The organism is Pseudomonas sp. FA117 (genome assembly GCF_057370475.1).
In genome coordinates this window covers 1,248,758-1,270,396 of record NZ_CM170675.1, presented here as the reverse complement: position 1 = coordinate 1,270,396, position 21,639 = coordinate 1,248,758, and the positions used below count along the sequence as shown (strand labels likewise).

Sequence of the window (21,639 nt, the reverse complement as noted above, 5' to 3'; positions counted from 1 at the left end):
GCACAAGTTCATCAAAAAAGCGTCGACCTGCAGCCTCCGGCCGCAGCGCCCCGACTCGCCCATAAAAACAAGAGATCCACGACAGATGAGCATTCTGCAACCCGCACGCCCGCTGCTGCCGGGCCTTCTGGCCATGTCCTGCGCCCTCCCCGCCCTCGCCGCCGACGGCGGGTTCGTGGAAGACGCCAAGGCCACCCTCAACCTGCGCAACTTCTACATCAACCGCAACTTCGTCGACCCGGCCAAGGCTCAGGGCAAGGCCGAGGAATGGACGCAAAGTTTCATCCTCGACGCCCGCTCCGGCTTCACCCAGGGCACGGTCGGCTTCGGTGTCGATGTGCTGGGGCTGTACTCGCTCAAGCTCGACGGCGGCAAGGGTACGGCCGGCACGCACCTGCTGCCGGTGCACGACGACGGTCGCCCGGCCGATGACTTCGGTCGCCTGGGCGTTGCGCTCAAGGCAAAGCTCTCGCAGACCGAGCTCAAGGTCGGCGAATGGATGCCGGTGCTGCCGATCCTGCGCTCGGACGACGGTCGTTCGCTGCCGCAGACCTTCCGCGGTGGCCAGATCACCTCCAGGGAGATCACCGGGCTGACCCTGTACGCCGGTCAGTTCCGTGGCAACAGCCCGCGCAACGACGCGAGCATGGAAGACATGGCGCTGTTCAGTCGCCCAGGCTTCACCTCCGACCGCTTCAACTTCGCCGGGGGCGAGTACAGCTTCAACGACAAACGCACCCTGATCGGGGTGTGGGATGCCCAGCTCAAGGATATCTACCGCCAGCAGTACTTCAACCTGGTGCACAGCCAGCCGCTGGGCGACTGGACACTGGGCGCCAACCTGGGCTACTTCATCGGCAAGGAAGATGGCGCCGAACGCGCCGGCAAACTGGACAACCGCACCGCTTCGGCGATGCTTTCGGCGCGCTACCAGGGCCATACCTTCTATGTCGGCCTGCAGAAGGTCGGCGGCGATGACGAGTGGATGCGGGTCAACGGCACCAGCGGTGGCACCCTGGCCAACGACAGCTACAACGCCAGCTTCGAAAATGCCAAGGAGCGCTCCTGGCAACTGCGCCACGATTTCAACTTCGCCACCGTCGGCGTGCCCGGGCTGACCCTGATGAACCGCTACATCAAGGGCGACAACGTGCATGTCGGCAGCATCACCGACGGCAAGGAATGGGCGCGCGAAAGCGAACTGGCCTACGTGATCCAGTCCGGCACGTTCAAGGACCTGTCGGTGAAGTGGCGCAACTCGACCATGCGCCGCGACTTCAGCACCAATGCATTCGACGAGAACAGGCTGATCGTCAGTTATCCGTTCAGCCTGTTGTGATAGCCCGCAGTACCTGTGGGGGCGGACTTGTCCGCCCCTTTAAATAACAAAAACAACTAAACAACTAACAAAACCATCGTTGACGGAATAAGTAACAAGGTCTAAAACGAGTCCTATCTACTCCGCAGAATCTCGACATGGACCTTCGCCAACTGCGCTATTTCATCGCCCTCACCGAATACCGCAGCTTCGTCCGTGCTGCCGAAGCCATGGGTATCACCCAGCCCGCGTTCAGCCGCGCCATTCAGGGCCTGGAGCAGGAATTCGGCTGCGCGCTGGTCGATCGCGGCAACAAGACGCTGCAACCGACCCCCGAAGGCCAGGTGGTGCTGCAACATGCCCGACGCCTGGTCCAGGGCGCGGCACAACTGAGCAACGATGTGCTGCAGATGACCAAGCTCGACGCCGGCGAGCTGCATTTTGGCAGCGGCCCGGCCCTGGCCGCACGACTGGTGCCCGACGCCCTGCAGCAGTTCATCACCCAGCATCCGGGGATCCGCACCGAACTGCGGGTGGACAATGCCGAACGCCTGGGCCAGGCCCTGCGCCGTGAGCAGATCGAGTTCTTCGTTGACGATATCCGCCCGTTCGAGGCCGACCCGAACTTCCACACAGAGCCGCTGAACCCGCGCCCCGGCCTGTTCTTCTGCCGGCCCGGCCATCCGCTGCTGGCCAAGGATAGCCTGTCGACCAACGACCTGTTCGCCTACCCCCTGGCCAGTGCCCTGCTCACCCCCGGCGTACGCAAACGCCTGGCCAACCTCAGCGGGCGCAGCGACTTCACTCCACACCTGCAGACCGAACACCTGGCAGTGCTGCGCAGTGTAGTGCTGGCCAGCGACACCCTCGGCAGCGCCAGCGAAGAGGCGGTCGCCGACGACCTGGCCGCGGGCCGTCTGGTGCGCCTGCACTGGCGCAACCTGCCACCGGGCCTGGAGGTGCTGAGCGTGCGCTGCGGTGTGGTCAGCCGCAGCGGCTATCGCCTGTCGCCAGCGGCACGGGCGATGATCGACACGCTGGTCAGCCTGGATGCCCGGCCATCTCCCGCAACCTCGGCGCATCGAGGATCAACACTTCGCCATAGCCCAGTTGCACTACACCGGCCTGCTCCAGCGCCTTGAGGATCTGGTTGATGGTCTGGCGCGACAGCGACAGCATCAGCGCCAGCTGTTCCTGTGAAAGCTGCAAGCGCCATTGCGCGACATCGCGCTCGCCATAGCCTTCGGCGATCTGCAGCAGGCGGTGGGCTACCCGCGGGCCGGCCGCCAGCAAATGCTGTTGCTCCAGGGCGACGAATACCCAGCGCAGCTTGTGGCTCATCAGCAAGGCCAGGTCGCGCCAGTGTCGCGGATACTGCTCCAGCCACGCCAGCAACGCAGCGTGGGGGATCCACAACAAACGGGTCGCGCCCTCGGCGAAGGCATCGTGGGTGCGTGGCTGGCCGTCGAACAGGCTGATCTCACCGAACCAGTAGGGAGGCTCGACCAGCGTCAGCAGCGCTTCCTTGCCGTCACGGCTGATCGCGCCGACACGCATGGCACCCTCTACGACCGCATACAAACCGCAGGGCGGGTCGCCACGCTGGAACAGGCACTGTCCGGCCACCAGTTCACGCGAACGCGCCAGTGCCAGCAGGCTATCCTGAACCTGAACGGGCAACTGCCGAAACCACTGGCCATGGCTCAACTGCGCACGCCAGGCTTGGGGGTTGTCCATGAAACCTCTTCTGAACGGACTCTGTCGGCCAGGCGACAGACGACGGCGGATGAACGGGGCACGCTGTCGCTACCCCTGATGGAGGAACAACAATGAAAAACCTCGTCGAACACCTGAGTCAATACGCGGCTTATCATCGCGACCCGCGCAACATCGCCACGCACTTCGTCGGCATTCCGCTGATCGTGCTGGCGGTCAGCATCCTGCTGTCACGTCCCGGCTGGGCTGTTGCCGGCGTCTGGCTGTCGCCGGCGCTGCTGCTGGCGGCGGTATCGGTATGGTTCTACCTGCGCCTGGACCTGCGTTTCGGCCTGGTCATGGGCGTGTTGCTGGGGCTGTGCCTGTGGGCCGGCGAATGGCTGGCGCTGCAGAGCACCGGGCTGTGGCTCAGTGCCGGGCTCGGGGCCTTCGTGCTGGGCTGGATCATCCAGTTCGTCGGGCATGCCTACGAAGGCAGGAAGCCGGCCTTCGTCGACGATGTCAGCGGCCTGATCATCGGCCCACTGTTCGTGGTCGCAGAACTGGCCTTCATGCTCGGGCTGTGTGCCGGACTGAGGCGGGCGGTGGAGGCCAATGCGGGACCTGTGGCGGTTCGCGGGAAAAAAGCGGCGGTGTAGAGGCTGGAACAGTGCTGGATTCTTCGCGGGCAAGCCCGCTCCCACAGGTACACCACTGAATTCGAACGCAGTGGTGTACCTGTGGGAGCGGGCTTGCCCGCGAAGAATCCAGTGCCGACCTATGGCCTAGGCACGCGACTCGATACCAAGCTCGTCCCACACCGACTCGGCCAGGTGGAAGGTCGCATTGGCCGCCGGGATCCCGCAGTAGATCGCGCTCTGCATGATCACTTCCTTGATTTCGTCGCGGGTCACGCCATTGTTGGCCGCCGCACGCAGGTGCAGCTTGAGCTCGTCATTACGGTTCATGCCGATCAGCATGGCGATGGTGATCAGGCTGCGGGTGTGGCGTGGCAACCCGGGGCGAGTCCAGATATCGCCCCAGGCATGGCGGGTGATCATTTCCTGGAACTCGCCATTGAAGTCGTTGAGCTTCTCCAGGCTGCGGTCCACATGGGCATCGCCCAGTACCGCGCGACGCACCTGCATGCCGGCGTCGTAGCGTTGTTTCTCGTCCATGGCGTGCTCCTCAGCGGGCCAGCAGGAAGTCGAGGACGCGACGGCTGAACGGCTCGCCGACCTCGACATTGGACAGGTGCGCAGCCTGGAACGCGGTGTACTCGGCTCCCGCCACATGCGCCTGGATGTACTGCCCGCCCGATGGCGGTGTGACCGCGTCGGCCTCCCCGGAAATCACCAGCAGCGGCACTTCGATCGAAGCCAACCCATCACGCAGATCGGCATCGCGCACCGCTGCGCAGTTGGCGGCGTAACCCTGTGGCGAGGTGCTGGCGAGCATGTCGGTGATGCGCTTGACCTGATCCGCGTGCACGCTCGACCACGCCGGGGTAAACCAGCGCTCGACCGAGGCATCGCGCAAGCCACGCATGGCCTCGGCGCCATCGCGCAAGACCAGTTCGATGCGCGGATTCCAGGTTTCAGGCGAGCCGATCTTCGCCGCCGTGTTGCACACCACCAGACGCTGCAGACGCTCGCCAGCATTGATGCCCAGCCACTGGCCGATCAGCCCGCCCATCGACAACCCGCAGAAGTGCGCACGCTCGATCTTCAGGGCATCCAGCAGCGCCAGCACATCGCGCCCCAACTGCTCGATGCTGTACGGCCCTTCGGTCACCAGCGAGTCGCCATGGCCGCGGGTGTCGTAGCGCAGTACTCGAAAGTGCTCGGTCCACAGCGGCATCTGGGTGTCCCACATGTGCAGGTTGGTGCCCAGCGAGTTGGACAGCACCAGCACCGGGGCGTGCTCGGGGCCTTCGAGTCGGTAGTTCAATACGCCATCGGCCAGTTGCAAATGCGCCACAGCGGTCTCCTTCAGGCAGTGAAACGTTGATGTTCGGCCACCGCGCGCGCCACCCAGACGCGGGCCTGACCGAGGTAATGGGCAGGGTCGAGCAGGTGGTCGAGTTCTTCGCCCGACAACTGTTCGCTGATCTGTGGCTCGTCACCGAGCACGGCACGCAGGTGGCGTTGTTCGGCCACCGCACGCTGGCAACATTGCTCGAGCAGGTGATGGGCCTTGTCGCGCCCCAGCCGCTGGGCGAGGACGATACTCACCGCTTCGGCGAGCACCAGGCCCTGGGTCAGCTCGAGGTTGCGACGCATGCGCCCGGCATCCACCTCCATGCCTTCGGCGATCAGCAACGCCTGTTGCAGGGCGCCGGACACCAGGCAGCAGATGTCCGGCAGGGTTTCCCACTCGGCATGCCACAGGCCCAGGCTGCGTTCATGCTCCTGCGGCATGGCGGCGAACAGCGTCGACAGCAGCCCCGGCACGCGGGTGGCGGCGCCGATCAGCACCGCTGCGCCCACCGGGTTGCGCTTGTGCGGCATGGTCGAGGAGCCGCCCTTGCCCGGTGCCGCAGGCTCGAACACCTCGCCGGCCTCGGTCTGCATCAGCAGGCTGAGATCACGGCCGAACTTGCCCAGGCTGCCGGCGATCAGGCCCAGCACCGAGGCGAACTCCACCAGGCGGTCACGCTGGGTGTGCCAGGGCTGTTCGGGCAGCGCCAGGCCAAGCTGCGCGGCCAGCGCCTCGGCCACCGGCAACGCCTTGCTGCCCAGCGCCGCGAGGCTGCCCGAAGCGCCGCCGAACTGCAGGCACAGCAGACGCGGACGCAGCTCCTGCAAGCGCTGGCGGTGACGGGTCAATGCCCCGAGCATACCGGTCAGTTTCATGCCCAGAGTTACAGGCGTGGCGTGCTGCAGCCAGGTGCGGCCCACCAGCGGCGTGTCGGCGTACTGCAGGGCCTGACGCGCCAGGACGTCGGCCAGGCGAGCGAGATCGGCCTCGATCAGCGCCAGCGCATCACGCAATTGCAGGACCAGGCCGCTGTCCATCGCATCCTGGCTGGTAGCGCCCAGATGCACATAGCGCTCGGCCTCGGGCACACCGCTGGCAACCACCTTGCCCAGGGCCTTGACCAACGGGATGGCCGAGTTGCCGGCGATCGCGATGGCCTGCGCCAGGGCGTGGACATCATAGCGTTCGGCCTTGCAGGCCGCCTCGATGGCCGGCACCGCGCTATGCGGCACCAGCCCGACACTCGCCTCGGCCCGCGCCAGGGCAGCTTCGAAATCGAGCATGCCCTGCAGGCGACCACGGTCGCAGAAGATCGCGCGCATGGCCGGGGCGGTGAAGTAGGCGTCGAACAGCTGGTTGTCCGCTGGGGTCATCGCAGGTCCTCAGTGATCGTGGTGCAGGTACGCTGCCTGCTTGGGCAGGCGCAGGCTGAACAGGAAGGCGATCGCCATCATGGCGGTCACGTACCAGTAGAAGGTGTTCTCCATCCCCAGGGTTTTCAAGCCCAGGGCGACGTATTCGGCCGAACCGCCGAACACCGCGTTGGCTACCGCATAGGCAAGGCCGACGCCAAGCGCGCGCACCTGCGGCGGGAACATCTCGGCCTTCACCAGGCCGCTGATCGAGGTGTAGAAGCTGACGATGCACAGCGCCAGGGTCACCAGCACGAAGGCCATGAACGGACTGGTCACGGTCTTGAGCGCCATAAGCAGCGGCACGGTGAACAGCGTTCCGAGGGCACCGAACAGCAGCATCGAGTTACGCCGGCCGATACGGTCGGAGAGCATGCCGAACAGCGGCTGCAGGATCATGAACAGGAACAGCGCGCCGGTCATCACGAAGCTGGCACTCTTGGCGTTCATGCCGGCGGTGTTGACCAGGTATTTCTGCATGTAGGTGGTGAAGGTGTAGAAAATCAGCGAACCACCGGCGGTGTAGCCCAGCACGGTGATGAAGGCAGCGGCGTGGTTGCGGAACAACCCGCCGATGCTGCCGGCGTCCTTGTCCTGGCGCGTCTCGGCGCTGCTGGTTTCTTTCAGCGAGCGGCGCAGCATCAGCGAGATCAGCGCAGCCACCGCGCCCACCACGAACGGGATGCGCCAGCCCCAGGCACGCAGTTCTTCTTCAGTGAGCAATTGCTGCAGGATCACCACCACCAGCACTGCCAGCAACTGGCCGCCAATCAGGGTCACGTACTGGAACGAGGCGAAGAAACCGCGCTGGCCGCGCAGGGCTACCTCACTCATGTAGGTCGCCGTGGTGCCGTACTCACCGCCCACCGACAGGCCCTGGACCAACCGGGCAAACAGCAGCAAGGCCGGCGCCCAGGTGCCGATGCTCGAATAGGTCGGCAGGCAGGCGATCAGCAGCGAGCCTGCGCACATCATCAGCACCGAGATCATCAGCGAATTCTTGCGCCCGTGGCGGTCGGCCAGGCGCCCGAAAATCCAGCCACCGATGGGACGCATCAGAAAGCCTGCGGCGAATACCCCGGCGGTATTGAGCAACTGCACGGTCGGGTCGTCGGAGGGGAAGAAGGCCGGGGCGAAATAGATCGCGCAGAAGGCGTAGACGTAGAAGTCGAACCACTCCACCAGATTGCCCGAAGAGGCACCGACGATGGCGAAGATGCGGCTTCTGCGTTCTTCGCCCGTGTAATGGATTGAGGTCATGGCGTGCTTGCTCCTGGAAGGTTACCGTCAATTCTAGACATACCCGGTAACACTCTCGTTCCGCTTGGGGGGCTGACCATTAGGCTTGAGTCGTAGATGCCGTCCTCTTCGCGGGCAAGCCCGCTCCCACAGGATGGCGTGGATCCTTGTGGGAGCGGGCTTGCCCGCGAAAAGGCCGACACCGTTCAAACCCGTTCGATGGCCAGCGCCAGCCCTTGCCCGACACCCACGCACATGGTCGCCAGGCCCCTGCGCCCGCCGCTCCTCTCCAACTGATGCAGCGCCGTCAGCACCAGCCGCGCGCCGCTCATCCCCAGCGGATGCCCCAGGGCAATGGCCCCGCCGTTCGGATTCACCTGCGGCGCATCGTCCGCCACGCCCAGTTCGCGCAGCACCGCCAGGCCCTGGCTGGCGAAGGCTTCGTTGAGTTCGATGACATCGAAGTCGGCCACGGCGATACCCAGGCGCTCGGTCAGTTTGCGCACCGCAGGCACCGGGCCGATGCCCATCACCCTTGGCGCCACACCTGCGCTGGCCATGCCCAGCACCCGGGCACGCGGGGTCAGGCCGTGTCGCTTGACCGCCTCGGCCGAAGCCAGGATCAGCGCCGCGGCACCATCGTTCACACCCGACGCATTGCCGGCGGTGACGGTCTTGTCCGCGCCATTGACCGGCTTCAGCCGGGCCAACGCTTCCAAGGTAGTGTCGGGGCGCAGGTGTTCATCCTGCTCGACCAGGGTTTCACCCTTCTTGTGGGCAATGCGCACCGGCACGATTTCCTCGGCGAAGAAACCGGCAGCCTGCGCGGCGGCGGCCTTCTGCTGGCTGCGCAGGGCGAAGGCATCCTGGTCGGCACGCGATACCCGGTAATCGTCGGCCACGTTGTCGGCAGTCTCGGGCATGGCATCGACACCGTACTGGGCCTTCATCAGCGGGTTGATGAAACGCCAGCCGATGGTGGTGTCTTCCAGTTTCATGTTGCGCGAATAGCCACTCTCGGCCTTGCCCATCACAAAGGGCGCCCGCGACATCGACTCCACCCCGCCGGCGATGGCCAGTTCCATCTCGCCGCTGGCGATGGCGCGAAAGGCCGTGCCGACCGCATCCATGCCAGAGGCGCAGAGGCGGTTGAGGGTCACGCCCGGAATGCTCTCGGGCAGGCCGGCCAGCAGCAGCGCCATGCGCGCGACGTTGCGATTGTCTTCACCGGCCTGGTTGGCACAGCCGAGGAACACTTCGTCGAGCTCGTCCCAGCGGACCTGCGGGTTACGCGCTTGCAGCGCCTTGAGCGGCACCGCCGCCAGGTCGTCGGCACGCACACTGGCCAGGGCGCCGGCAAAGCGGCCGATCGGGGTGCGGATGGCGTCGCAGATGAATACGTCACGCATCAGGCTTCTCCTGCGCTCTGGCCATGGGCTGCCGCAGTACGGGCTTCAAGATCGCGCAGGGCGGTCAACTCTGTCTCGCTCGGCTCGGCAGTGACTTGCACGCCGTCGGCAAAGCGGATCGCCCAGCCGGTGGCGGCGACGATCTGTTCACGGGTCACGCCCGGGTGGATCGAGGTGACGACGAACTCATGGCTGCCCGCTTCCGGCTCCATGATGCACAGGTCGGTGATGATCCCCACCGGCCCCTCGCCGGGCAGGCCCAGGCGCTTGCGCGAATCGCCGCCCTCGCCATGGCCGACCGAGGTGATGAAGTCGAGCTTGTCGACGAAGGCACGCGGCGACTGCTTGAGGATGATCAGCACCTGTTTGGCGGAGCCGGCGATCTCCGGCGCACCACCGGCACCCGGCAGGCGGGTCCTGGGCGCGTGGTAGTCACCGACCACGGTGGTATTGATGTTGCCGAAGCGGTCGACCTGGGCGGCGCCGAGGAAGCCCACGTCGATACGCCCACCCTGCAGCCAGTAGCGGAAGATTTCGCCGGTCGGTACCACGGTGTCGGCGGTTTCGGCCAGCTCGCCGTCGCCGATCGACAGCGGCAGCACGCTCGGCTTGGCGCCAATCGGGCCGGACTCGTAGATCAGCACCACATCGGGCGACGAGGTCAGGCGCGCCAGGTTGGCGGCCTTGGACGGCAGGCCGATGCCGACGAAGCAGACCGCGCCGTTGCGCAGGCGCCGGGCAGCGGCGACGGTCATCATTTCGGAGGTGGAGTAGCTCATTGTGCGGCCTCCAGCTTGCGCTTGAATTCGGTGAAGTCGGCGGTGCCGCGGATGTAGGTGTCGATCCAGGCGGTGAAGGCTTCGCGGTCGCGTGCGATCGGGTCCCAGGCCTGGTAGAAGCGGTTATCGCGCTCGTAGTAACCATGGGCGTATGACGGGTGGGCACCGCCCGGCACCAGGCAGACCGCGCTGAGCGCCCAGGTCGGCAGCACGCAGGCGTTCATCGGTGCCTGCAGGTCGTCGACGATTTCCTCGACGGTGACGATGCAGCGCTTGGCGGCCAATGCCGCTTCCTTCTGCACTCCGAGAATGCCCCACAGCAGCACGTTGCCCTTGCGGTCGGCCTTCAGCGCATGGATGACCGTGACGTCCGGGCGAACCGAAGGCACGGCCGCCAGCACTTCACCGGTGAACGGGCAGGTGACGGACTTGATCAGCGGGTTGACCTTGGGCAGGTCGGAGCCGGCGTAGGCACGCAGCACCGCGAACGGCAGGCCGGACGCGCCGGCAACGTAGGCGTTGGCCAGGTCGGCATGGCTGTGCTCTTCGATCTCGATTGCCTGTGGCCATTGCTTCTCCACGGCATCGCGCAGACGGTGCAGCGAACCCACACCGGGGTTGCCGCCCCACGAGAAGATCAACTTGCGTGCACAGCCGGCGCCGATCAGTTGGTCGTAGATCAGGTCCGGGGTCATGCGTACCAGCGTGAGGTCGCGTTTGCCCTGGCGGATGATCTCGTGACCGGCGGCGGTCGGAATCAGGTGGGTGAAACCTTCGAGGGCAACGCTGTCACCGTCGTGGACGAACTGCTTCACGGCGTCGTGAAGCGGAATGATTGCTGCCATTGGAGACTCCTGGTCAGGCTGAGTCGGGTTTGAGTGCAGCGTCGCTGCGATGGGCTCAGATTAAGGAGATCGGGGGTGGCCATACAATCCGATAATCGACCTTTTGTGCGGTTATCGAACAGCTTGACTGGGTTACTGCTGGGGAGTGGTGGCGCCCCGACTTGCCCGCAAAAAAGGCCGCCACCCATGCTCGATCAGGTCGCGTCAGCGTGGCTCACCAAGCCTTTGACGATCACCCCTACAGTCGCCAGCGCAGCCGGCACCAGCAACGCGGTCAGCACCTGTTCGAAGGTCCAGCCCAGGCCCAGCAGGGTCGCCCCGCTCCATGCGCCGAGAATCGCGCCGAAGCGGCCGATGCCGAGCATCCACGACACCCCCGTGGCACGCCCCTGGGTCGGGTAGAAACGTGCCGCCAGCGACGGCATGGCCGACTGCGCACCGTTGACGCACATCCCCGCCACCAGCACCAGGATGGCCAGCACCGTGATGTTGCCCAGACTCTGACCCACGGCGTAGGCGAACACCCCGGCCAGCAGGTAGAAGATGCCGATGACCTTGTGCGGATTGAAGCGGTCCATCGCCCAGCCCACGGCTACCGCACTCAGCACCCCGCCGAACTGGAACAACGCGCCGATGAAGGCCGCCGTCTCCAGGCTGGCGCCACTGTCGCGCATCAGTGTTGGCAGCCAGCTGGTCAGCAGATAGACGATCACCAGGCCCATGAAGTAGGTCAGCCACAGCAGCACGGTGCCCAGACCATAGGTGCCGGAGAAGATCACCGCAAAGACGTTGCGCCCGGCCACGCTCTTCTGCTCGGGGACGCTGAAACTCGCCGCCTGGGCCACCACCGCCGGGGCAATCGGGGCCAGGGTCTTGCGCACCTTGTCGGCGCCACGGTTGCGCACCACCAGAAAACGCGCCGACTCCGGCAGCCATACCAGCAGCACCACCGCCAGCAGCAATGGCAGCACGCCACCGAGCACCAGCAGGCTATGCCAACCGTAGGCCGGAATCAGCTTGGCAGAGATGAAACCGCCGCCGGCCATGCCCAGGTTGAAGCCGCAGAACATGCTGGTCACCAGCAGCGACTTCAAACGCTCGGGGGTGTATTCGGACAGCAGCGTGGTGGCGTTGGGCATGCCGGCGCCCAGACCAAGACCGGTCAGAAAGCGCAGCACCAGCAACTGGTCGACGTTACTGGCGTAGGCCGAGGCCAGGCTGAAACCGCCGAACACCAGGACCGCAGCGACCAGCACGCCCTTGCGACCGAAGCGGTCGGCCAGCGGGCCCGAGCCCAGGGCGCCAAATACCATGCCGATCAGCGCGGCACTCATCACCGGGCCGAGGCTGGCACGGTCGATGCCCCACTCCTGGGACAGCGCCGGAGCGATGAAGCCCATGGCGGCCGTGTCCAGGCCATCGAGGAAGACAATCAGGAAGCACAGGATCACCACCCGCCACTGATAGCGGGACAAGGGCTGGGCGTTGATGAACGACTGGACGTCGAGGCAGTTGCCGACGGTGGTTTGCGGTTTGTTCATTGTTGTTATCCAGAAGATGGGCGCAGGTACTTTCACCCCACCAGGCAAGGTGGAGGGTCGGAACAACCAGGTACGGGCGTTTCAATCAGCTGGGCAAGGATGCAACTGCACGGGGCAGCGAAAGGACAGTGGTCATGTGTGTCTCTCGTGTTGTTATTGTCCGGCCGACAACGCCGACCGTTGCGAGAAACATTAATCAGCGCCTCGCAGAGGCGCAATTGACCCTAAACGACATTGTGCGTTTATCGAACAGAACTGTTTTTCAACCGAACAACTGATGGCAAAGATCGCGGCTCGCCGCCAGCAGGATCGGCAGGAAGCGCTGTTCCAGTTCATTGCGTGTGACCCGCCCGACATGGGTACTGACGTTCAGCGCCGCCAGCACCTGCCCCGACGCATCGTAGATCGGCACGGCGATCGAGCGCAGCCCCTGCTCCAGTTCCTGGTCGACCACGCACCAGCCCTGGGCGCGCACCTGCTGGATACAGGCGAACAGCGACTCGGGATCGTTCAGCGTGCGGCTGGTACGGGCCTTGAGGTCGGCGCGCTCGAAGTACTCGCGCAGGCTGGTGTCATCCAGTGCCGCCAGGAGGATCCGGCCCATGGAGGTGCAGTAGGCCGGCAGGCGTCCACCCACCGAAAGGTCGACCGAGATCAGCCGCTCGACCGTTGCCGAACGGGCGATGTAGAGGATGTCGTCGCCTTCGAGGGTGGCCATGTTCGCCGCCTCGTGCAGTTGCTCGCTGATACGGTCCAGATACGGCTGGGCCGACACCGCCAGGGGTGTCGAGGACAGGTACGCATGCCCCAGCGTCAGCACCTTGGGCAGCAGCGAATAGGTGCGCCCGTCGGACGTCGCGTACCCCAGCTTGATCAAGGTATGCAGGCAGCGGCGTACGGCTGCGCGCGGAATCTCGGTCCGGTGGCTGATCTGGGCGATGGTCAGGTGGCGCTTGCGCTCCTGGAAGGCCTGGATCACCGCCAGGCCGCGGGCCAGGGAGGTCATGAAATCGGGATCGCCGGTGAACGCCTGGATGCGCTTGGCCGGCGAGGCCACGATCGGCGGTGCCAGGGACGGCGCTGCGGCACGCAGGGGATCGCTGGGTGAAGAAGCCTTGGTTTCATCGTTCATCGGCAGACCTCAAAAAAAACGGCGCTTCGTGCGATTATCGAACAAACGGCCGATAATCGCAATTGACCGCCGACACGTTTGCTTATACCTTTCTCATGCCCTTGTGGCTTCTTTGGAGAGACTGGTCAGGTACCCACCGTAGAAGACTAAAAGGCAACGGCCTCGCCCACCAGCGAGGCCGTTTTCATTTCTGCAGGGCTGTTCGAACTTTCCCGTTAGTGCGCGTCTCCAACTCTGCAACTGTGCGGTACCCTGTGGTTGCAACTCGAGTTGTCAGCGTCGGGTAAATAGCCATGCCCATCGGTGGGACGGTTGTTATAATCGCTGGGCTCGCAGGTATTGGTTGTTGGAAATGGATCCAATAGCCCCTGAACAACCCTGCACGCCAAGAGCCTCTTCAATTAACCCGTAACCAGGTCGATACTGTGACGAAAGATGAACTGCGCGCCGAACTCGAGCGCCAGGCAGAACGTTACAAGGATGTTTATGGTGGCGAAGTCACCACTTATGCTGCCCAACCGGAACCCGAACGCAAACCCTGGCGCAAGCGTGCCAGCCTTCTCGATCAGGCTTTCTCCCAGGAACTGGAGAAGATGGAAAAGGAACTGCGTACGGACGAGCCCTGACCTTACGCATTGATCACAGCGCAACTGCGCTGAACGCCCTGGGTTGAAGGTTTTTTCCGAAAACGACAGGGATGAAATGGAATTACACAAATTTCATACAACCGTTTGAATCAGCGCTCTCGCTCTCAATTGCAACAATTTCGCAACATTTGAGCGAATTTGGCGTTTTTTTTCTTGCCGACTTCGCCCCTCGACTTGGCAGAACTGCGCCTCGGTGCGCCCGAAAAAGCTGCCATCTGTCTGTCATGGGTGCATCGAATGCCATGGTTTTCTGGCATAATCCGGCCCCCCTACGACCGCCAGAAAACCTTCATGATCGATTTATTCAGCGGACTGGATGCCTGGGTAGCCGTGAGCCTGGTGCTCGCCCTCACCTTCGTGCTCGCATTCGAGTTCATCAATGGCTTTCATGACACCGCCAATGCGGTAGCCACCGTCATCTATACCAAAGCCATGCCGCCGCACCTGGCCGTGTTCTTCTCGGGTGTGTTCAACTTCCTCGGGGTGCTGCTCGGCGGAGTCGGGGTGGCCTATGCCATCGTCCACTTGCTGCCGGTCGAACTGCTGATCAACGTCAACACCGGGCACGGCCTGGCGATGGTGTTCTCGCTGCTGGCCGCCGCCATCACCTGGAACCTGGGTACCTGGTACTTCGGTATCCCTGCCTCCAGCTCCCACACCCTGATCGGCTCCATCCTCGGTGTCGGCCTGGCCAATGCCCTGCTCAGCGACATCCCGCTGGGCGACGGGGTGAACTGGCAGAAAGCGATCGATATCGCCCTGTCGCTGGTGGTCTCGCCGATGGCCGGTTTCGTGATTGCCGCACTGGTGCTGATCGGCCTGAAATGGTGGCGCCCGCTGTCGAAGATGCACAAGACCCCCGACCAGCGCCGCAAGCTCGACGACAAGAAGCACCCGCCCTTCTGGAACCGCCTGGTGCTGGTGATCTCGGCCATGGGCGTGAGCTTCGTGCATGGTTCCAACGACGGCCAGAAAGGCATCGGCCTGATCATGCTGGTGCTGATCGGCATCGTCCCGGCCAAGTTCGTCCTCGACCTGAACAGCACCACCTACCAGATCGAGCGCACCCGCGACGCGACCCTGCACATGAGCCAGTTCTACCAGCGCAACGCCGCCACGCTTGGCGAGTTCCTGGCGCTGGGCAAGGCCAGGTCGACCGATCTGCCGGAGCAATTCAGCTGCAACCCGCAGCAGACCGAACCGACCATTGCCGCACTGCAGACATCGCTGCAAGGCGTGACCGACTACCGCGACCTGAGCGCCGAACGACGTGTGGAAGTGCGCCGGTACCTGCTGTGCCTTGACGACACCGCGAAAAAGGTTGGCAAACTGCCTGGCCTGGATGCCCGCGAGAAGTCCGACCTGGAGAAGCTGCGCAAGGACCTGACCGCCACCACCGAATATGCGCCGTTCTGGGTCATCGTGGCCGTTGCCCTGGCCCTGGGCCTGGGCACCATGGTCGGCTGGAAGCGTGTGGTACTGACTGTTGGCGAGAAGATCGGCAAGCAGGGCATGACCTACGCCCAGGGCATGTCGGCACAGATCACTGCGGCCTGCGCCATCGGCATGGCCAACGTGTTCAGCCTGCCGGTATCGACCACCCACGTATTGTCGTCGGGTGTCGCCGGTACCATGGTCGCCAACAAGAGTGGCCTGCAAGGCGGCACCGTGAAGACCATCCTGCTGGCCTGGGTGCTGACCCTGCCGGCCTCGATGGGCCTGGCCGCCGGCCTGTTCTGGCTGGCCTCCAAAGCGATCGGCTGACCGCTGCAGCACTGAACAAGGCGCCTTCCCCGAAGGCGCCTTTTTCATATCAGGTGCACGTTCAGCGCTTCTTGCCGCCCAGCAACGACCCCATCAGTCCGCGCACCAACTGCCGACCCAGCTGGTTGGCTGCCTGGCGTACCGCCGACTTGATCGCCTGCCCTGCCGCACTCTGCAGGAATTCGCCCGCCTTGTCGGTGAAGCTGTCCTGCTCGGCCTTGGGCTGCGGCGCCGGCTCCACCGGCTCGCCCTTGCGCTGGGTCAGCAGTTCATAGGCCGATTCGCGATCGATCGGTTTGTCATAACGACCGGCCAGCGGCGAGGCCGCAATCAGGACGCTGCGTTCGCCAGCGGTGAGCGGGCCGATCCGCGATTGGGGCGGCGCCACCAGCACGCGCTGCACCACTTCCGGCGTGCCCTTGTCCTGCAAGGTGCCGACCAGGGCTTCACCGATTCCCAGCTCAGTCAGCACCGCCAGGGTGTCGAAGGCAGGATTGGGACGAAAGCCGTCGGCCACCGCCCGCAGCGACTTCTGCTCCTTGGCAGTGAAGGCCCGTAACCCGTGCTGGATACGCAACCCCAACTGGGCCAGCACCGCATCGGGCAGGTCACCCGGCGACTGGGTGACGAAATACACCCCCACCCCTTTGGAACGAATCAGCCGCACTACCTGCTCCAGGCGATCCTGCAAGGCCTTGGGCGTGCCGTTGAACAGCAGGTGCGCTTCGTCGAAGAACAGCGCCAGCACCGGCTTGTCGGCATCGCCACGCTCTGGCAGTTGCTCGAACAGTTCGGCCAGCAGCCACAGCAGGAAGGTCGCATAGACCTTGGGCGCCTCATGCACCAGACGGCTGGCATCGAGCAGATGAATACGACCACGGCCGTCGCCATCGACACGCAGCAGGTCTTCAAGCTGCAGCGCGGGCTCGCCGAACAGCGCTTCGGCGCCTTGCTGCTCCAGCGTTGCCAGACGCCGCAGCAGGGCCTGGGTCGAGGCCGTGGTCATCAAGGCACTGTCCTCGCCCAGCAACTGCGGGTTGTCCTTCAGGTGTGCGAGCAACGCCTTTAGGTCTTTCAGGTCGAGCAGCAGCAATCCCTCGCGGTCAGCGACCTTGAACGCCGCATACAGCGCCGCCTGCTGGCTGTCGGTCAGCTCCAGCAGGTTGCCCAGCAGCAGCGGGCCCATTTCGCTGAGGGTGGTGCGCAACGGATGACCACTCTGGCCGGCGATGTCCCACAAGCTCACCGGATAAGCCCTGGGCTGGTGAGCGAGCCAGGGCATCTCGGCGATACGTTCGGCGACCTTGCCCTGGGGCGAACCTGCGGCACCCAGGCCGCACAGGTCGCCTTTGACATCTGCGGCGAACACCGCCACACCGGCATCACTGAACACTTCGGCAAGACGTTGCAAGGTAACGGTCTTGCCGGTGCCGGTCGCTCCGGCGACCAGGCCATGACGGTTGGCCAGACGCATGGCCTGCCCCACCGGCTGGCCATCCATACCAGCACCTACAACAATTTTTGAAGAATCCGACATCTTCTTTCATCCTCTTCCAATGGCCTTGGCACGACCTGCACAGTGACAGATATGACCTCCAGCGTAATGCCATTCTCGGCAATCCGGGGCATTGCCTGGCAGAAATGAATCGATCCTGCGCGAGCGGCTTCAACCAGCCCGCCCGACAGCCAAACCCGATCGAACAAACTATCCTTCAACAAGGTCAACCTTTAGGCGCGTCATCGCCGGTCTGTTACCGCCGGATGACAGACCCGAAGACGATCCCGGAGGGATGCTGATCGTGCACATCGCTGACATCACCATGTTCTACGCCCCGGCCAGCGGCGGCGTCAGGACTTACCTTGATGCCAAACACCATCGTCTCGACGCCATGCCCGGCGTACGCCACAGCCTGCTGATCCCCGGTGCCAGCGCCCGCCAGACCAACGGTGTCTACCAGGTGCCCGCACCGCCCCTGCCGTTCGGCAAGGGCTACCGCTTCCCGGTACGCCTGGCACCCTGGTGCAATGTGCTGCGCCGTCTCAAGCCCGACCTGATCGAAGTCGGCGACCCCTACCTGACCGCCTGGGCAGCCCTGGAAGCCCGGCGCCAGCTCGATGTGCCAGTGATCGGCTTCTATCACTCCGACCTGCCGCTGTTGGTCAGCAACCGCATGGGCAATTGGTTCACCCCCAACGTCGAGGCCTATGTCAGCAAGCTCTACGGCAATTTCGACCGGGTGCTGGCGCCCAGCCAGGTGATGGCCGACAAGCTGCGTCGCCTGGGTGTGCGTGATGTGCATGTGCAGCGCCTGGGTGTGGACCTGGCCACCTTCCACCCGGACAGGCGCGACACCCGGCTGCGGGCCGAGCTCGGCATCCCCGACACCACCCGCCTGCTGGTCTTCGCCGGGCGCGGCTCGCGCGAGAAGAACCTGCCGGTGCTGCTCGACTGCATGGGCCATCTGGGCCATCACTACCATCTGTTGCTGGTGGGTTCGAGCATGCCGGCCAACGTCCCTGACAACGTCAGCGTGATCGACCACTTCTGCCCGGCCGACGAGGTCGCCCGGCTGCTGGCCAGCGCCGACCTGCTGCTGCACGCAGGCGACCAGGAAACCTTCGGCCTGGTGATTCTCGAAGCCATGGCCAGCGGCACCCCGGTGGTCGCCGTGCGCGCGGGGGCGTTCGGCGAAATCGTCAACGAGCAGTGCGGCCGCCTGTGTCGGGCCAACGATGCCCAGGCCATGGCCAAGGCCGTGCGCGAGGTGTTCGAGGTCGGCGTGCGCACGCTCGGCACCCAGGCGCGTCGCCATGTGGAACAGCATTATTCGTGGGACAGCGTGGTCAATGGCTTGCTGCAGCACTACCAGGCCGTGCTTGGTCATCAGCCGCAGGTCCTCGCCCATGGTTGAGTCGCCAGCCCGCGCACGCAGCCTGATGCTGGTGCTGCACGATGTTGCGCCCGAGACCTGGCCCGACTACCAGCCTTTCGTCGAAGCCGTCGATGCCCTGGGCGATGTGCCCATGACCTGGCTGGTGGTGCCGGACTTCCATCACCGCAACGCCCTGGCCGACTCGCCGCAGTTCTGCCGCGTGCTCGACCGGCGCCTGGCACGTGGCGACGAGCTGGCCCTGCACGGTTTCTACCATGCCGACGATGGTCCTGCACCGCGTGGGCCGGGCGAATACTTCATGCGCCGCATCTATACCCATGAGGGCGAGTTCTACGCGCTGGATCAGCGCCAGGCCCTGCAGCGGCTGGAGGCCGGGCTTGCGTCGTTCGCCAGCCAGGGCTGGCCGGTGGCCGGTTTCGTCGCGCCGGCGTGGCTGATGAGCGAAGGCACCCGCCAGGCTCTGCGCAGCCTGCCGCTGCGCTACACCAGCACGCCGCAGCACCTGTACCGCCTGCCGGATTTCACCGCCATCGAGGCGCCCGGGCTGGTCTGGAGTGCGCGTACTCGCTGGCGCCGGGGGCTTTCGCGAATCGTCTGCGACTGGCAGGCCAGACGCTGGCGCCAGGCCGATACCCTGCGCCTGGGCCTGCACCCGGTGGACATGCGCCACGCAAGTTCACGTGACTACTGGCTGCGCACCCTGCGCACGCTCATCGCAGAGGGACGCGAACCCTTGACCAAATCCGCCTGGCTGGAGCGCAGGGCCTGCCCATGAGCCGCCTGGTCTGGCTGGGGCTGGCGCTGCTTCTGGCGGTGCTGGTACCCGGCCTGCTTGGCGGCAGCGAACTGCTGCCTCGCTTGCGCTCCTTCGATCCTGGCCTGATGGCGACACTGCTGGGCATGATCCTGCTGTGCTGGGTCATCAACGCCGCGCGCCTGCGCCTGCTGCTCGGCCAGCAAGGTGCCGAACTGGGGCGAGTGCGCAGTCTGGGTGTGGTGATGGCCACCGAATTCGCCATCTGCACCACGCCCGGTGGCAGCGGCGGCCCACTGACCCTGATGGCCCTGCTGGCCCGCGAACGCATCGGTCCGGCGCGCAGCGGTGCAGTGTTCGCCATGGATCAGCTGAACGATCTGCTGTTCTTCTTCTGCGCCATGTTGGCGATCGCAGGCTATGCGCTGTTCCACAGCCTGGGCCACAGCCAGGAAAGCATGCTGCTGGGCAGTGCGGCGCTGTCATGTGCGGCACTGGCCGGTGTCGTCGTGCTGCTGCGCTATCGCCGCCGGGTGATGCGCTGCAACGGCCGGGTACTGCGATGCCTGGGCATGTCGGCGCGCAGACGCCGGCGCTGGGCACGCAAGCTGCTGCACTTCCTGCAGGCCCTGGCCGAGACCTGGCGCCTGCCCAAGCGCACGCTGGCACTGGTGTTCGCCCTCACCTGCGCGCACTGGAGCCTGCGCTACAGCGTGCTGTACCTGGTTTTGCAGGGCCTGGGGGTGGAGCTTTCGTGGATTCCGAGCTTCCTGGTGCAGATGCTCTCGCTCAGCGCCGGACAGTTCAGCCTGCTGCCTGGAGGCGCAGGCGCTGCCGAGCTGACCTCGGCAACCTTGCTGTCACCGCTGGTGGGCAGCTCGACAGCGGCGGCGGCGATCCTGATCTGGCGCGCCGTCACCTACTATTTTTATCTGCTCGCCGGGGGGCCGGTGTTCGTCTGCCTGCTGGCGCGTCCGCTGCTGGAGCGCTGGCGTCGCCAGGCGGGTTGAGCCGGGCCCAGAGTTCGGCGGCGCCGTCGAACTCGGTACCGTCCTGATCGCTCAATGCATCGGGGTCATAGCGGGCCAGACAGCCTTCGCCCAGTGTCGGCGGAGGCGTGGCGCCAGCCTTGTCACGTGGATCGGCCATCTGCTTGCCCCTCTGTCAGTCGAAGACCACCGTCTTGTTGCCGTGCACCAGCACGCGGTCTTCCAGGTGGTAGCGCAGGCCGCGGGCCAGCACCATTTTCTCGACGTCGCGGCCGAAGCGGACCATGTCCTCGATGCTGTCGGCATGGCTCACGCGAACCACGTCCTGCTCGATGATAGGGCCGGCGTCGAGCTCTTCGGTGACGTAGTGGCAGGTTGCGCCGATCAGCTTGACGCCACGCAGGGACGCCTGGTGGTAAGGCTTGGCGCCAACGAACGACGGCAGGAAGCTGTGATGGATGTTGATCACGCGCCCGGCGTAGTCCTGGCACAGCTGCGGTGGCAGGATCTGCATGTAGCGCGCCAGCACCACCACATCAGCGCCGTGCTCGGCAACCAGGCGCGAGACCTCGGCGAAGGCCGGGGCCTTGTCCTTCGGGTCGACCGGAACGTGGAAGAACGGAATGCCGTGCCATTCGACCATGCTGCGCAGGTCGTCGTGGTTGGAAATCACGCAAGGGATGTCGCAGTCCAGCTCGTCGGTGTGCCAGCGGTGCAGCAGGTCGGCCAGACAGTGCGACTCGCGGCTGGCCATCAGTACCACACGCTTCTTCTGCGCCGAATCGGTGATGTTCCAGCTCATGGAGAACTCTTCGGCGATCGGCGAGAAGGCCTCGCGGAACGCCTCGATGCCGAACGGCAGCGATTCTGCGCGGATTTCATGACGCATGAAGAACCAGCCGCTCTGCTCGTCGGAGTGGTGGCTGGCTTCGTTGATCCAGCCGTTGTACAGGGCCAGGAAGTTACTGACTTTTGCCACGATGCCGACACGGTCGGGGCAGGCAATCGTCAGACGATAGGTGCGCATGAATGAGACTCCGGAAACTTCGCAAAGGCGCACATTCTAGCCATCTGCGGGGAAAAACGCAGTAGCCATTGGCCCATGAGCCCCAGCCGGCCGTGCCTGCTCGTCATGCCGCCCAGCCGTGCATCCGGCCGGAGATTGAAATGCCCGGGCGTGGAATATGTAAATTTCTCTTTACCCAGCACTGTTAATTGTTCACGGCAACACCTTTCAACAG

20 protein-coding genes are annotated in these 21,639 nt (G+C 64.7%); 8 read left to right on the top strand and 12 right to left on the bottom strand.

From position 1 onward, the window contains the following. Window positions 1-85: 85 nt before the first annotated feature. Window positions 86-1,339 carry an OprD family porin gene (locus tag AC1TXO_RS05950; protein WP_486405458.1) on the top strand — a complete coding sequence of 418 codons (1,254 nt, stop codon included), beginning with the start codon at window positions 86-88 and terminating at the stop codon, window positions 1,337-1,339. A gap of 137 nt (window positions 1,340-1,476) precedes the next feature. Then, window positions 1,477-2,460, top strand: coding sequence for a LysR family transcriptional regulator (locus tag AC1TXO_RS05945; protein ID WP_486405457.1), 984 nt, complete (start codon window positions 1,477-1,479; stop codon window positions 2,458-2,460). Here the strand turns inward: AC1TXO_RS05945 and AC1TXO_RS05940 are convergent. Next, a complete protein-coding gene (locus AC1TXO_RS05940) occupies window positions 2,360-3,055 on the bottom strand; it encodes a Crp/Fnr family transcriptional regulator (RefSeq protein ID WP_486405456.1) in 696 nt (231 codons plus the stop codon). The two genes, AC1TXO_RS05945 and AC1TXO_RS05940, sit on opposite strands and share 101 nt — an antisense overlap. Before the next feature lie 92 nt (window positions 3,056-3,147). On the opposite strand from AC1TXO_RS05940, the gene AC1TXO_RS05935 reads away from it, so the two are divergent. Then, window positions 3,148-3,672, top strand: coding sequence for an Mpo1 family 2-hydroxy fatty acid dioxygenase (locus AC1TXO_RS05935; protein ID WP_486405455.1), 525 nt, complete (start codon window positions 3,148-3,150; stop codon window positions 3,670-3,672). 126 nt (window positions 3,673-3,798) lie between these two features. Here the strand turns inward: AC1TXO_RS05935 and pcaC are convergent, their stop codons facing one another. The 9 genes from pcaC to pcaR form a co-directional block, all read right to left on the bottom strand. Then, window positions 3,799-4,191 carry a 4-carboxymuconolactone decarboxylase gene (gene pcaC / locus AC1TXO_RS05930; RefSeq protein WP_486405454.1) on the bottom strand — a complete coding sequence of 131 codons (393 nt, stop codon included), beginning with the start codon at window positions 4,189-4,191 and terminating at the stop codon, window positions 3,799-3,801. A gap of 10 nt (window positions 4,192-4,201) precedes the next feature. Next, window positions 4,202-4,993, bottom strand: coding sequence for a 3-oxoadipate enol-lactonase (pcaD, locus tag AC1TXO_RS05925; RefSeq protein ID WP_486405453.1), 792 nt, complete (start codon window positions 4,991-4,993; stop codon window positions 4,202-4,204). Window positions 4,994-5,004: 11 nt separating this feature from the next. Beyond that, window positions 5,005-6,366 carry a 3-carboxy-cis,cis-muconate cycloisomerase gene (locus AC1TXO_RS05920; RefSeq protein WP_486405452.1) on the bottom strand — a complete coding sequence of 454 codons (1,362 nt, stop codon included), beginning with the start codon at window positions 6,364-6,366 and terminating at the stop codon, window positions 5,005-5,007. A gap of 9 nt (window positions 6,367-6,375) precedes the next feature. Further along, entirely contained in the window at window positions 6,376-7,665 is a 1,290-nt protein-coding gene (locus tag AC1TXO_RS05915; protein WP_486405451.1) for an MFS family transporter, read from the bottom strand. Between the two features lie 185 nt (window positions 7,666-7,850). Continuing rightward, window positions 7,851-9,056, bottom strand: a complete 1,206-nt coding sequence (pcaF, locus tag AC1TXO_RS05910) for a 3-oxoadipyl-CoA thiolase (protein ID WP_486406798.1) — start codon at window positions 9,054-9,056, stop codon at window positions 7,851-7,853. After that, entirely contained in the window at window positions 9,053-9,832 is a 780-nt protein-coding gene (locus tag AC1TXO_RS05905; RefSeq protein ID WP_486405450.1) for a CoA-transferase subunit beta, read from the bottom strand. Before AC1TXO_RS05905 ends, pcaF begins: the two co-directional genes overlap by 4 nt. After that, window positions 9,829-10,677, bottom strand: coding sequence for a CoA transferase subunit A (locus AC1TXO_RS05900; protein ID WP_486405449.1), 849 nt, complete (start codon window positions 10,675-10,677; stop codon window positions 9,829-9,831). The genes AC1TXO_RS05905 and AC1TXO_RS05900 overlap by 4 nt, the downstream gene beginning before the upstream one ends. 194 nt (window positions 10,678-10,871) lie before the next feature. Beyond that, window positions 10,872-12,218 carry a 4-hydroxybenzoate transporter PcaK gene (gene pcaK / locus AC1TXO_RS05895; protein ID WP_486405448.1) on the bottom strand — a complete coding sequence of 449 codons (1,347 nt, stop codon included), beginning with the start codon at window positions 12,216-12,218 and terminating at the stop codon, window positions 10,872-10,874. A 262-nt stretch (window positions 12,219-12,480) separates the two neighbouring features. Further along, window positions 12,481-13,350 (bottom strand): pca regulon transcriptional regulator PcaR, encoded by an 870-nt coding sequence (gene pcaR, locus AC1TXO_RS05890; RefSeq protein WP_486405447.1) that lies wholly within the window; start codon window positions 13,348-13,350, stop codon window positions 12,481-12,483. 425 nt (window positions 13,351-13,775) lie between these two features. Here pcaR and AC1TXO_RS05885 point away from each other — a divergent pair, with 425 nt between their 5' ends. Both AC1TXO_RS05885 and AC1TXO_RS05880 read left to right on the top strand, forming a co-directional pair. Continuing rightward, on the top strand, window positions 13,776-13,976 hold the full coding sequence (locus AC1TXO_RS05885) for a hypothetical protein (protein WP_486405446.1): 201 nt from the start codon (window positions 13,776-13,778) through the stop codon (window positions 13,974-13,976). A gap of 312 nt (window positions 13,977-14,288) precedes the next feature. Next, window positions 14,289-15,761: an inorganic phosphate transporter gene (locus AC1TXO_RS05880; RefSeq protein ID WP_486405445.1), complete on the top strand. Its 1,473-nt coding sequence runs from the start codon at window positions 14,289-14,291 to the stop codon at window positions 15,759-15,761. 61 nt (window positions 15,762-15,822) lie between these two features. Here the strand turns inward: AC1TXO_RS05880 and AC1TXO_RS05875 are convergent, their stop codons facing one another. Next, complete coding sequence (locus AC1TXO_RS05875) at window positions 15,823-17,298, bottom strand: helicase HerA-like domain-containing protein (protein ID WP_486405444.1); 1,476 nt, start codon at window positions 17,296-17,298, stop codon at window positions 15,823-15,825. Window positions 17,299-17,551: 253 nt separating this feature from the next. Here AC1TXO_RS05875 and gpgS point away from each other — a divergent pair, with 253 nt between their 5' ends. Genes gpgS through gpgF form a run of 3 tightly spaced genes read left to right on the top strand, consistent with a single transcriptional unit; the run spans window position 17,552 to window position 20,419 of the window. Continuing rightward, window positions 17,552-18,673, top strand: coding sequence for an N-acetylglucosaminyl phosphatidylglycerol synthase (gene gpgS, locus AC1TXO_RS05870; protein WP_486405443.1), 1,122 nt, complete (start codon window positions 17,552-17,554; stop codon window positions 18,671-18,673). Beyond that, entirely contained in the window at window positions 18,666-19,430 is a 765-nt protein-coding gene (gpgD, locus tag AC1TXO_RS05865) for an N-acetylglucosaminyl phosphatidylglycerol deacetylase (RefSeq protein ID WP_486405442.1), read from the top strand. Before gpgS ends, gpgD begins: the two co-directional genes overlap by 8 nt. Then, window positions 19,427-20,419 (top strand): glucosaminyl phosphatidylglycerol flippase, encoded by a 993-nt coding sequence (gene gpgF, locus AC1TXO_RS05860; RefSeq protein WP_486405441.1) that lies wholly within the window; start codon window positions 19,427-19,429, stop codon window positions 20,417-20,419. The genes gpgD and gpgF overlap by 4 nt, the downstream gene beginning before the upstream one ends. Before the next feature lie 154 nt (window positions 20,420-20,573). On the opposite strand, the gene purU is transcribed toward gpgF, so the two are convergent. After that, window positions 20,574-21,425: a formyltetrahydrofolate deformylase gene (gene purU / locus AC1TXO_RS05855; protein WP_486405440.1), complete on the bottom strand. Its 852-nt coding sequence runs from the start codon at window positions 21,423-21,425 to the stop codon at window positions 20,574-20,576. Window positions 21,426-21,639: the final 214 nt, after the last annotated feature.